The 12697-nt window shown below is 63.5% G+C and carries 6 protein-coding genes and 1 tRNA gene; 4 read left to right on the top strand and 3 right to left on the bottom strand.

Features of this window, described 5'->3' with window-relative positions:
* Positions 1-63 precede the first annotated feature (63 nt).
* Both pbpC and JQ609_RS13680 read right to left on the bottom strand, forming a co-directional pair.
* Positions 64-2088 (bottom strand): penicillin-binding protein 1C, encoded by a 2025-nt coding sequence (gene pbpC, locus JQ609_RS13685; RefSeq protein WP_409411176.1) that lies wholly within the window; start codon positions 2086-2088, stop codon positions 64-66.
* Positions 2089-2180: 92 nt separating this feature from the next.
* Positions 2181-7388: an alpha-2-macroglobulin gene (locus JQ609_RS13680; protein WP_212273780.1), complete on the bottom strand. Its 5208-nt coding sequence runs from the start codon at positions 7386-7388 to the stop codon at positions 2181-2183.
* 287 nt (positions 7389-7675) lie between these two features.
* On the opposite strand from JQ609_RS13680, the gene JQ609_RS13675 reads away from it, so the two are divergent.
* A tRNA-Arg gene (locus JQ609_RS13675) sits at positions 7676-7752 on the top strand.
* Positions 7753-7905: 153 nt separating this feature from the next.
* On the opposite strand, the gene JQ609_RS13670 is transcribed toward JQ609_RS13675, so the two are convergent.
* Positions 7906-8151, bottom strand: coding sequence for a hypothetical protein (locus JQ609_RS13670; protein ID WP_212273779.1), 246 nt, complete (start codon positions 8149-8151; stop codon positions 7906-7908).
* 837 nt (positions 8152-8988) lie between these two features.
* Between JQ609_RS13670 and JQ609_RS13665 the strand changes: the two genes are divergently transcribed.
* The 3 genes from JQ609_RS13665 (at position 8989) to JQ609_RS13655 (ending at position 12319) form a co-directional block, all read left to right on the top strand.
* A complete protein-coding gene (locus JQ609_RS13665; protein ID WP_212273778.1) occupies positions 8989-10653 on the top strand; it encodes a hypothetical protein in 1665 nt (554 codons plus the stop codon).
* Positions 10654-11366: 713 nt separating this feature from the next.
* Complete coding sequence (locus JQ609_RS13660; RefSeq protein WP_212209457.1) at positions 11367-11591, top strand: hypothetical protein; 225 nt, start codon at positions 11367-11369, stop codon at positions 11589-11591.
* A 371-nt stretch (positions 11592-11962) separates the two neighbouring features.
* Positions 11963-12319, top strand: a complete 357-nt coding sequence (locus JQ609_RS13655) for a DUF6481 family protein (RefSeq protein ID WP_212209456.1) — start codon at positions 11963-11965, stop codon at positions 12317-12319.
* Positions 12320-12697: the final 378 nt, after the last annotated feature.

Here is a 12697-nt window from a genome sequence, read left to right as displayed (position 1 = left end):
AACACCGCAGTTCCCGCTATCCGGCGGTGTCCCCGGCCCCCTGATCGGTCAAATTGTACCTGTTCATTGTACCCGGATCACCACGGTGTCGGCGGCGCCGGTCGCGTCGATCACCGTGAGGCGTGCAAAGCCGGGCCCGGGCGGCTCGACCAGGCGCTGACGCCGGCTGCCGATCTCGCCGACCGCGATACCGTTCACCAGCATGGTCAGCGGCAGCACGCCGCCGGCGACCTTGACCGGCATCGCCGAGAACTGCCCGTCGTTGGAACGGTCGACGTCGATCCGCGAACCATTCAGCGGAAACTGGATGCGCGGCGCCTGATCGCTGCCGGTGCGGACCAACTCGCCGACGGGGCGGAAACGCCGCAGCGGCACCGGAAGCTTGGCATTGCCAGCGATCAGCGCGCCCTTCGGCGGCTTCGGCAATGCCGCAACGATCTTTCCGGTGCGGGCGAAGGCGTCGAACAGGATCGGTGCGGCAGCGGTACGGCCGGCCAGCCCGGCCACCGGCGCGCCGTCGGGACGCCCAACCCATACGCCGATGGTGATGCGGCCGTCGAAGCCGACCGACCAGGCATCGCGATAGCCGTAGCTGGTGCCGGTCTTGAAGGCGATCCGGTTATGCACGCCGTTTTCCGGTGGCGGCGTGCCGATCAGGACGTTGCCGACCTGCCAGGCCGCGGCCTGATCCATCAGCCGCATCGGATCGCGCTCGTCTTTGGCGAACATGATCTCGCGCAGCGGTTTGGTGGTGCCGAGCCGAGCCAGCCCGGCATAGAGCTGCGCCAGATCCTGCAGGGTAACGCCGACGCCGCCGAGGCCCATGGCAAGGCCCGGCGCTTCGTCTTTCGGCAGCACCAGATTGCCGCCGGCCTGCTTCAGCCGCGACGACAGCCGGCTGGAGCCGACGCGGTCGAGCAGCGCGATCGCCGGCACGTTGAGGGACAATTGCAGCGCCTTGCGTACGGGGACCGTGCCCTGAAACGTCATGTCGAAATTTTCGGGCGCGTAGGAGCCGAACCGGATCGGACGATCGTCGATCAGGCTCTCCGGATGCACAAAGCCATCTTCGAAGGCGAGACCGTAGATGAAGGGCTTCAGCGTCGATCCCGGCGAGCGCACGGCGCGGGTCATGTCGACCTGCCCGGCCCGCCGCTCGTCGAAATAATCCGATGAGCCGACCCGCGCCAATACGTCGCCGCTTTCATTGTCGACCGCGATCATGGCGACCGAAATGTTCGGCCCCTGCGCAATCGCGCGGTCGCGCGCCAGCGCTTCAAGCGTCTTCTGCAGGCCTGCATCCAACGTCAGCTTGATGACCGGCGTATCCCTCACGGTCGCCATCGACTGGTCGGCGGAATGCGGCGCCAGGATCGGCATCGGTTTGCGCAGCCGGGGCACGGTGACGGCCTTGGCCTGAACCGCGTCGTCTTCGGTTACGCGCTGCTCATTCACCATGCGTTCAAGCACGCGATCGCGCGCGGCGCGGGCGACCTCGGGATGACGGTCGAGGCGGCGCGTCTCCGGCGATTGCGGCAGCGCCACCAGAAGCGCCGCCTCCGCCAGCGACAGCCGCTTCGGTTCCTTGCCGAAATAGGCGATTGACGCGGCGCGGACGCCCTCCAGATTGCCGCCGAACGGCGCCAGCGCCAGATAGAGATCGAGTATCTGGTCCTTGTTCAGTTGCCGCTCGATCTGGATCGCACGCACCATCTGGCGCAGCTTGGCGTACACCGAACGCTCGCGCCGCGGCTCCATCAGCCGCGCCAATTGCATCGTGATCGTCGAACCGCCGGACACGATGTGGCCACGCGTCACCAGCTGAAGCGCCGCGCGGCCGAGCGCCAGCGGATCGACGCCGCGATGCGAGTGGAAGCGGCGGTCTTCATACGCCAGCAGCAGCTTGAGATAGCCGGGATCGACGCCGGTTTTGGCATCGACTGGCAACCGCCAGCGGCCGTCGGCCATCGCATAGGCGCGCAGCAATTTGCCGTTGCGGTCGATGATCGAGGTCGAGACCTTGCGCGCCTGCTCCAGCGGCAGCGGGCCGAGCGAGGCGACCCAGCCGGCGAACGCGCCGACCGTCATCAGGCTGACGACGGCCGATATCGCCGCCGCCTTCCTGATCCGTCGCCAGCGGCCCTTCGGAGGGCTTGCCGGTGCTATGGGCCCCGTCTCGCTCATTTGGCCGGACGGACCTCCACGGTGCCGGTGCCGGTGCGGCCATAGCGCGAGGGATTGTACATGTCCTCGACATAGGCCTGCGGCAGCACGTATTTGCCGGGGGAAACCGCGCGCACGACATAGGCGACGGTGAACACCGCCGTATCGTCGCTGGCGCGATCGATGGCCGCGGTGAAGCGGTCATCACGGAACTCGGTATTCTCGGGCTCCTCGCCGTCCTCGATCCAGTCCAACGTGCCTTTGTCGCCGGAAGACACCAGCCTCGGATTGTCGATCTCGAGGCCGGCCGGGAGGTAGTCGGCCACCATGATGTGCCCGTATTCCGGCTTGGCCTCGGTGATCTTCAGCACGACCGCAAATCGGTCGTTCTGCTTGGCCTTGCTGATATCGGCGGGCTTGCCGTCGAGCGTGAAGTAATTGCGCTCGATCTTGAAGCCGTTCGAGGCCGCGGGCTCCGGCGTGACCGGCGAACCCGAGACCGAGACCACGGCCTGTACCGGTGCGTCGCCGGTATTGGTGATCTTGACCGGCTTGCCGACCATCTGCTCGGCCTTGTAGCTGCGATAGGCCGCCGTCTTGATCGGCGAACCATCGATATCGAGCGCCATCGTCTCCTTCGAGAGCGCGCGCGAGGCCAACACCAGCCAGGCGTTTTCCTGCGTCGAGGTGTAGGGCGAAAGGCCCCGCGCCACTTCGACCCGCTGCACCGCCTGCGTCAGCGTCGCCCGCGGGGCGTTGCCTTCGCTGGCGAGCGAGACCAAAGCTGCGGCATCGCGCAAGGCGCTGCCATAGTCGACCCGGCCGAACTCGATCACGGGCTTCGGCACCAGTGCATCGAGCGCTGCGCCGTAGACGCGCTCCGCCCTCGCCTTGTCGCCGACCAACGCCAGCGCCGCCGCCAGTTGCGATTTCGCAATCGGCGTCGCCAGATTGTTCAGCTTGGTGTCGGCGAGATAGCGCAGGTCGCCGATCGGGGCGGCGCCGTTGCGGGCGAGCACGTAAAGGCCGTAGGCCAGATCGCGGCCGCCGTCCTTTTCGGGCTCGTTGGCGTTGACCACGGAGTTGCGGATGCGGTCGAGCGCGCTCTTGAACAGCCCATCCGGCACTGCAAAGCCCTTCTCACGGGCGCGGGTCAGGAAGTCAGTCACGTAGGCGTCGAGCCAGGCATCATCGCCGCCCGCCGACCACAGGCCGAACGACCCGTTCGAGCCCTGACGCGCCAGCAGCCGCTCGATCGCGTCCCGGATGCGCTGATCGACCGCGGTGTCCATCGCCAGATGGGCGCCCGCGGCGAGATCGTTGACGTAGAGCAGCGGCAGCGCGCGGCTGGTGATCTGTTCGGAACATCCATGCGGATAGCGATCCAGCGCCTTGAGGATGGTCGCCGCATCGAGTGCGGTGGACAGGCTGACGGAGAGCGACACGCTACCCGTTCCCGACACCAGGTCGGTGAACATGTCCGAGGTCAGCGTCAGGCTCTCGCCCTTGGCCAGGGTACGGATCGAGCGGCGCGCCAGGACCTGCGTCGCCGCCTTGACGTCGAGCGCATAGTGCCGCGCCAGCGCCAGGCCGTTCGGACCCTTGATGTCGACATCGAGATTGGCGGTGCCGGCGCCGCCGCCGTCGATCGCCAGCGACATCGAGGTCCGCTGCTTGGCGGCGAGCTTGACCGTGATGCTGGGGTTGCCGCTCACCTTCACCGGGCCCGTCGTCTTGACGCTGATGGTGTAGTCGCCGGGTGCACCTTCAACGTTGTCGAGATCGAAGCTCATGGTGCCGCGGTCACCGTTGAGCAGGAAGCGCGGCAATGTTGCGGTCAGCACCACGGGATCGCGCACGGTGACGTCTGTCGTGGCGCGGCCAAGCCTTGTCGCACTCCAGGCCACCGCCATGACACGCGCGGTGCCGGCGAACTCCGGAATGTCGAAGCTGATCTCGGCAGACCCGTCAGGGCCGACCGTGACGATGCCGGAATAAAGCGCGAGGGGTTTCTGGGTGGGCGGTGAGCCCTGCAGCTCGGCGCCGGCGCCGTCGCCGCCGGTCTTGAGCTGGCCGCGGGTGCCCTGCATGCCGTCGATCAATTGCCCGTAGAGGTCGCGGATCTCGGACGTCAGGCGGCGCTGGCCGAGATAGAAGTCATCCGGCGCCGGCGGCTTGTAATTGGTCAGGTTGAGAATGCCGACATCGACCGCGGCGACGACGATCTTGGCGTCTTCGCCGGGGTTGAGCCCGCCGAGCTTGACCGGAATCTTCAGGGCGGTTCCGGGGCGGACCAGCGGCGGCGGCGAGAGCGCCACCTGCAGGGTGCGGGCCTTCTTGTCGATGCCGAACCATTTCAGGCCGATCGCCCGTCCGGGCATCCGCAGCGCCGCGGCGTCGAGCGGACGGCGCAGCGTCGCCAGCACATAGGCGCCGGTGCCCCAATCCTTGCCGACTGATAGCTTGACCTGCTGGGTGCCTTCCTTGACGTCCACGGTCTGGGTCGTCAGCAGACGGTCGCCCAGAACGTTGATGGTCAGCTTGCCCGCTGTGCGGGCGTTGACCGACACCACCATGGTGTCGCCGGAGGCGTATTCCGGCTTGTCGATCGAGGTTTCGAGGAGATCGGGGGTGTCGGCGCTGCCGTCCGAATACCAACCGACATCGAACTGGACCGAGGTGACCGGTCCGTCCGCCTCGGTCGATTTGACGTCCAGGCGATAGCGGCCGGGCTGCGGCGCCAGCGACACCCTCGCCGCCTTGTCGGCTGACAGCGTCAGGTCGCCATCGGCGACGCGCGAGGTCGATTTGACCGGCTCGTATTCCCAGGACGAATTCTGCCGGTACCACTGGTAGCGCGATTCCATCTTCAGAAGCTCGTAACGCAGGCCGTCACGCGGCAATTGCTTGCCGTCGGGGGCGACGAAGACCACGTCGAATTCGGCCTTATCACCCTCCGCGACGCTCTTGTCCCCAAACAGCGGCTTGATGCCGATCAAGGGCGTGGCAGGCGCCACGGGGAGCACCAGCTTGCGCTCGACGGCGCGGCCACCGGCCTCCGCCATGCGGATGAAGATTTGCGCCTCCTGCGGGCGGGTCGAAGTTGACGCCTTGGCCAGCGACACCGGGAACGTCGCCACGCCATTGGCGTCGGCCTCCGGCAGGTTCTCAATCGGGGTGCGCTCGTTGCTGGCGGTTTCCTCGTCGGCAACGCCGAACTGGTAGCCGGGATAGCCCGGCCGCCCGGAGGCTGCCGAGGTGACCAGCATGTCGCCTTCGAGCTGCAGGCCGGAAGCCGGAGCGCCGTAGAGGAAACGACCATCGACCTTAAGTTCAACTGGAACTTCAGCTTTGATCATTTTCTCCTTGCTGGAGATGTTGAATTCGATCCGTTCGGGGATGTAGTCCTCGACCATGAAGGTGGTTTCGCCGACCGCCGACCCCTTGGGGTCGGTGAACGCGCGTACCCGCCAGGTCCCCGTCGGGACCGCCGAATTGAGCGGGACCACCATGCTGCGGCCGCCCGCGCCCTGATCGGGCAATACGGCGCGGCGGAATTCGACGCCATCCGGGCGTTCGATGACGAGGGTCAGCGGTCCGCCCGTCATGGCGTTGCCCTGCCCGTCGCGCAGCAGCGCGGTGAGATAGACGGTCTCGGTGGAGCGGTAGACCCCGCGCTCGGCGTAGACGAAGGCGTCGGCGCCTGATGGCACCACCCGGCCGGACACGCCACGGTCGGTGAGGTCGAACGCGGTGGTCTTGAGGCTGAGGAATGCGTAGTCCGACTTCTCGCTCATGACCGTGAGCAAGGCCGGCGACAGCCCGCCCTCGCCGCGCGCCAATCCCGCCTCGAACAGCACGTGGCCGGAATCGTCGGTCTTGCGGGTCGCCAGGATCTCGTTGTTACGGGCGATCAGCCGCACCTCGGCCTTGCCGACCGCCTCGGTGGACGCCAGCGAATTGACGAAGACGTGGACACCGTCATTACCTGAAAACGCCGACAGGCCCATGTCGGAGACGATGAACCACTGCGTCGCCAGCCTTCCGTCATCATCGCTGCCGGGGCCTTTGGCTGACGCCGTCATCACATAGACGCCCGGCTGCAGGTCGCCCAGCGCCTGGTCGACCGGGAACGCGGTAATGACGTCCTGGTTGAGCGTGGTGGCGGTGGCGAGTTCGCCGGTCCAGACCTTGACGCCCTTTTCGTCGCCGAGATCGCCGAGTTGGTAGCTCGACAGCGTCTTCTGGAAGTCGCTGTCGATCACCGTATTAATCAGGTTACGGTCGCCGATCCGGAACACGTTGACGTTCACGGCGGGCGTATTGACGCTGACCAGCGGGATGCCGCGCTGGCCGGTACGCGGCAGCACATAGGCGCGGCCGGTGAAGCGCACGAACGGCTTGCGGTCGCGGACATAGACGTTGAATTCGGCCGATTTCGGCAGGGTTTCCTTGACCGTGGACGGCAGGCCGGCACGAAGATTGATGTTGTAGCGCTCGCCGTGCTTCAGGCCATCGACGCAAAGCTGCTTGCCTTCGGCCGACAGCGCCGGCTTGTCGGTACCGGCCAGCGCCAGGAACGGCGCGAAATCGACTCGCTTGGCCAGATCCTCAGAGAACTGGAAGCACGCCCGCGGTGACGCGCCGTCCGAGTCCACGGTATAATCCAGAAGACGAAAACCGTGCTGGTCGCGCATCTTCTCGTATTGGCCGCGCACCTCGGCGACCTCGCGCATGTCGAGCGACAGCCGTAAGCTATCCAGCGCCGGCCGCCAGAGCTTGCGGTCTGACATCGCCCGGCCCAGCACCGCCAGCGCATCGGCCTCCTCGGCGGCGTTGCCGGCGCGCTGATAGGCGATGTAGGCGGCGGTCGAGGCGCGCTCGAGCAGGAAGGTCTGTTCGCTCGAGCTTGCGGAGCGGATCTGGAAGATGGTCTTGGCGAGTTTGAGCCAGTTGGCGGTGTCCTCCGGCGTGGTGGCCGCGATCTGTCCAAGGATTTGCAGGCCGGTGCGGAAGTCAGCACGCTTGAAGGCGGTATCCGCATCAGTCCGCAGCGTCGCGCTGGATTTGGAAACCGGCCCCGCCTCGCTCTTGATCTGGGCCTCCAGCTTGACCGCGGAATCGGCGAGATCGTCGCGTTTGAAGGCTTTATCTGCTGCCTGCGCTGCGACCAGGCCAAGCGCCATCGTGGCGCAAACGACTGCGGCGCGAACCAAACCGATCATGATGGAGCTCCTTGGGCGGACGACCGCCTCGTAACGGACGAAAAGTGCGCGAAAAGGTGACGGACTGATGGCGATGGAAGAGGCTTGCGAAAAAGTCGCATGCATGGCTCAGGCAGTCCACGGTCCCGGACCGCACCGGCGGGGTTACCGGCGCAGCATTGATTGATGGGCGAACCGAAGGCAATGGTCCGCCGTCTGGCTTTGTCGCAGCCTGAAGGAAATCGGTTCGGAACGGACTTGGCTATGAGGCGGATTTTTCATATTGGCAGTGCTAGAAAGACTCCAACGGTCCCATAGCTCAACTGGATAGAGTAACGGATTTCTACTCCGTGGGTTGCAGGTTCGAATCCTGCTGGGATCGCCAATAATTTCAATCGGATAGCTGGTTTGTTCTCGAAAAGGCAGTGTCGCATTCTGTATTGAAGAGAACGCCTGGCTTTCATGGTTGTCGCTCACCCGGTAACTGGCGCTGGCGTTTCTCATGGTGCAGTCACCATAAAGAGGCCGCCTGAGACGGCTACGGATCGATAATCCCGGTGCCTTCGTCATCCAGGCGAAACGTGCCTCGGCAAGCCATGTGAAATTTTCGCCCTACGACTGGCATCTCATCTTCCTTGCTGAACGAAGGCACGTTCACGACAAGTCGTTTTACCAGAACCTCTTTGAACCCATCCGGCTCTTCTAAAATCACCCGCCAGGTCCACTCGCCGTTGGGCGATTCAGCGGCCATCGTATTGTAGCGGTAGCGGATGAGATCGGTCATTGATTACAGGAGGTCCGATTAGAGCCGTACCGCAGCGCCAAGGCTCAGGACGTAGAGGATGACCACAACCGCCAGCATGGCGAGTACCAGGTCAAAGCGGGACAATCTGAGACGCGACTTTTCCATGGCCGCTCGTCTAGCAATATGGAGCTGATGAATCAAACGGACGCTGTGTGAGACCGGATCTTCGAAAGGCTTCAATCCAGCTTTCGCGCTTCTGCCGGCAGCATGATCGGGATGCCGTCCCGGATCGAGTATGCGAGGTGGCGCCACGATCGATATCGCGGTTACACCGCGTTCAGAGGCGCATATGACGCACTCGCAGCCTGCGGTTCGTCATCAGACGTTTCCCGCGGCAACATAGGTGCTACCAGCGCCGTAGTGATAGGCAAGGCTGTAGCCCTTCATGATGTTATTTGCCGCGACGATATCTCGCCGGTCGATGGAAAACAGATATTTCTATCTAACCACGATTTGTCAGGATAGCGATTCATCCCTCTTCCCCACTGAGCGTGTCGCATTTTTGGGCGACTCCGAAGAACGCGTGTTCGGTGGCGGCCAAATGCGCAGCGCGCGCGTGTCAATCCCGGCGAAGTGCTTCGTCGATTTTTTCGACGTCCGTGACATGAATCACAGACAGATCGCGCAAGAATTGCGATGCTGACCGGATCAGACGATCGTTTTCGGCCTGCCGTTTGGATTTGATGATTTTCTAAGTTGCTTTGTTTGCTGATGCAGGACTGAAGCTGGCGGCCTTGTTTTGAAGGCAACCTCGATCGCGCTGTACCTTGGAAACAGCCCGGTATTTTCAACCGGCACATCACGAGGACGCACGTCATGGCTGCACCCGTCGTTTCGGTCGGCAATCGAAGCCTGCCATCAAACCACTGGCAACTGTATCAACCCTGGATCAGCTATTCCGATGCCGACGGCAACCCAGCGGTAAGCTACCAGTTCTTCGATGGCGGTACGTCCGCGACCAGTGGCTATATCTGGACCTCTACCAACGACCATTGGCCCGCCGGCACCACGATTGACGTTCCCGCGTCGCAACTCTCCGACGTCTGGCTGCGGTCCGGCTCGACCACCGGCAGCGAGACGATGTGGGTACGCGCGTCCGACGGGACCGCCTGGGGCAACTGGGCGTCGTTCACCTTCACCACGACTCTCAACGCGACCCCGGTCGCCGCGATCGCCGATCAATCGGTGCACGTCAACACATGGAAGCAAGTATCGACCGTGTTGAGTTACTCCGTCGCCGACGGAGATGCCGCCAAAAAATATCAGTTCTGGGACAGCGGCACAGGGGCCACCAGCGGCTATTTCTGGACGCCCACCAATTCTCATTGGGCCGCCAACACGGTGATCGAAGTTTCCGCGGCCGACCTGGCCAATGTTTGGGTCCGGGCCGGCTCGACGCCCGAGTCGGAAACGATGTGGGTACGCGCATTCGATGGCTCCGACTGGGGCAATTGGGACAGTTTCACCGTGGCGTCGACGAACGCAAAGCCCGTCGCCGCCATCAACGATCATTCCTTACGCCAAGGCCATTGGGCCAACATCGACAATTGGCTCAGCGTGGTCGACGGGGACAACGATAACATCACGAAGTATCAGTTCTGGGACAGCGGCACGGCCGCGACGAGCGCTTTTTTCTGGACTCCGACCAACTCACATTGGGCTGCCAACACCACGATCGACGTTTCGGCCGCCGATCTCGGCAATGTCTGGATCCAGGGAGGCGCGGCGACCGGGTCCGAGACGCTTTGGGTCCGCGCATTCGATGGCAACGAATGGGGGAACTGGGATTCTTTCACGCTGACGACGACGATAAATACCGCGCCGACCGCGACGATCAACGACCATACGCTGAACGCCGCGCAATGGGCCCAGCTCGTCAACTGGACCACATCGTCCGACGCCGATGGCGACACGATCACACAATACCAGCTCTGGGACGGAGGCACCGCCGCCAACAGCGCCTATTTCTCGACACCCGCCAATTCACACTGGGCGTCGAGCACGGTCATTGATGTCGCGGCATCCGATCTGGCCAATGTCTGGATAAAAGGCGGTACGGCGGGCAGTACCGAAACCATGTACATCCGGGCTTTCGACGGAACCTCGTGGGGCAATTGGGATACGTTCACCGTGACCACACTGCCGAACCATGCACCGGTGGCTTCGATCAACAACCAGACCCTGCACGTCAATGAGTGGAGCCAGATCGGCAACCTGGTGTCCTATTCCGATGCCGACGCACATCCGGCAACCCAATATCAGTTCTGGGACGGAGGCTCCGGCGCTAACAGCGGCTACTTCTGGACGCCCACGAATTCCCACTGGGCTGCCAGCACGGTGATCGATGTCAGCCCCGCCGACCTTTCCAATGTCTGGCTCCGTGGTGGCGCCGCCACCGGCGGCGAGACCATGTATATCCGCGCGTTTGATGGAATCGACTGGGGTGCGTGGCATGCGTACGTGCTCACGACCATCGTCTAGAGCCCTGTCCGTTCCGATTGAAACCGGAACGGGGCTCTGGATTTTTGATCTGACGCGTTTTCTTGACACGAACCGGTAGCGTCTTCACTGGAAAACGCTCCAGCGACGACCCAACGCAACGTTGCCGGACCTTCTCGCGCCTAGGTCCGGATTCGCGTGCAGACCGGTTCCCTCGCTACACGAATCGATGCAGATTTGGCGTGCGTCAGTCTCCTGCAGGTGGTCCAGACAAACGCCATCCGGCTGCACTGCCAATCTGGCCCGAGCGCGGCGCTGGACACCGGCTCCGGATACGCCAGTCCGGTCGCAACACCGCCCGCGACGCAGGCGAACAAAACGATCGCTGCGGCGAGAACGACATTTTTAGGGGTGCACCAATTCGGGATCATGGCCGTCCTTCCTTTCAGGACCTGCCGCAACATAGGCTCGCGCCGGCCGTCCTTATGTGAGCGAATTCACAGTGTTTCGGCTTTCAGGTGCGACCGATTGCGCCGGCACGTTCCGGCCCAAGCGGGGCGGCGCTACCGATCGTATCGGGTTCCCTCTCCCGACATCCGACCGCGCCACAACCTGTGCGCTATCTGCCGGATCAATTCTGCAACACTCGGACGCCAAGATGCGCGGCAGGGGTATAAGTCCCGCAAATCCGTTGCGCGCGTGCAGAGGTTGATCAACAGTGTTGGTTTGGGGAAAGCGCGTGTGCGGAGCGTGCCATGAGCAAGCAGGAAGTGGGCTACGACTACGATCGCTATCGAAAACTACTGGCTGAAGCGACCGACGATGCCAAACGGCTCGAACTCATCGATCTCATGATCAAGGAGGGAGCCCGCGACAGGCTGGAAGCCCAGCGGACTTCCGATCGCGTGGCGATGACGGCCGTGACGGTTGCGAAAATTCTCGGTCCGGGCGGCCGCCGCGACCAATCCAGGACTGATTAGAACAGCGACTGATTAGAAAAGCCACTGCCTGGCTCGGCTCGGAACCGGGTTTCAGCCGTCGCTTGTGTCGAGGCCAACGCCATTGGCGATCCGGCCACGGCCGCCGCTAGAGCCTTTCCGTTCCGATGGAATCGGAACGGGGCTCTAGATTCTTGTCTTGACGCGTTTTCTTGACGCGAACCGGTGTCCACTTCGCTGGAAAACGCTTTAGCGCGCTCACCGGCAGCGGTCGACCAACCGGGTCGTTCACGGAAATCTCCCTGTTTGCCCCCTTCGGTGCTGGCATTTTGTCGCCGGTTCACCTACTGAAGCGCAAACCGCCAATCCCCTGCGTGTCACAACCAATCAAGAAAACGACAAGGCCCCTTTTTATGAGTGGATTCAAGGAACCCAGCTTCGCCGACCGCCAGAAGGCCGCCCAGCAAGCGAGACAGAACATCCTGAACAAGTTCAAGGCCCAGCCCGGCCCTGACGATCCGGAGGTGAAGCAGCGTCAGGCCGAGCGCGAAGCGCAGGCGGCCGCCCGCGCCAAGGCCAAGGAAGCCCGCGAAGCCGCCAAGGCCGAAGCCAAGGCGCGCGAGGAAGAGGCTGCGGCCGCGGCTGCCGCCCAGCTTGCCCGCGAAAAGGAAGAAGAGGCCGCCAGACAGGCAGCCCTCGAGGCCGAAGCAAAGGCCAAGCGCGATGCGCGCTACGCGGCCCGCAAGAGCGGCAAAGGCAAGAAGAAGTAACGCGCTCGTTCGGGCGCGGGTAACCGCGCCGGAAATCGCAAGACTCCGCGCAGGCGAGCCCGATTGCAAAAGCAAACGACGGCTTGGCTATTGTTCATGCCGTCTTTCACCAACCCGCCGTCCTTTGATGGCATCCGTCTTCATCATGTCCTGTCCTTCTTCGTGACACTCCTGGCGTGTTGAATAGCGAGTCGTTCTTCGTGGGTCGTCCTTGCGCTTATAGTCCTGGACGGCGGCAGGAGAGCGCCGTTGCCGCCATAGCGGATAATTGAAGCAGGCCAGCGCACGCGTCCCGAGAAACGGAGGCGAACGCATGGTCGACGAGACCACAAAACCCCTCCCCGTCCTGCGTGTGCGCTGCGGCAGACCTTGAAGTCT

Source organism: Bradyrhizobium sp. AUGA SZCCT0169, from assembly GCF_018130085.1.
GTDB lineage: Bacteria > Pseudomonadota > Alphaproteobacteria > Rhizobiales > Xanthobacteraceae > Bradyrhizobium.
The sequence above is the reverse complement of the archived record's forward strand: the minus strand, read 5'-3'. Positions and strand labels throughout refer to the sequence as shown.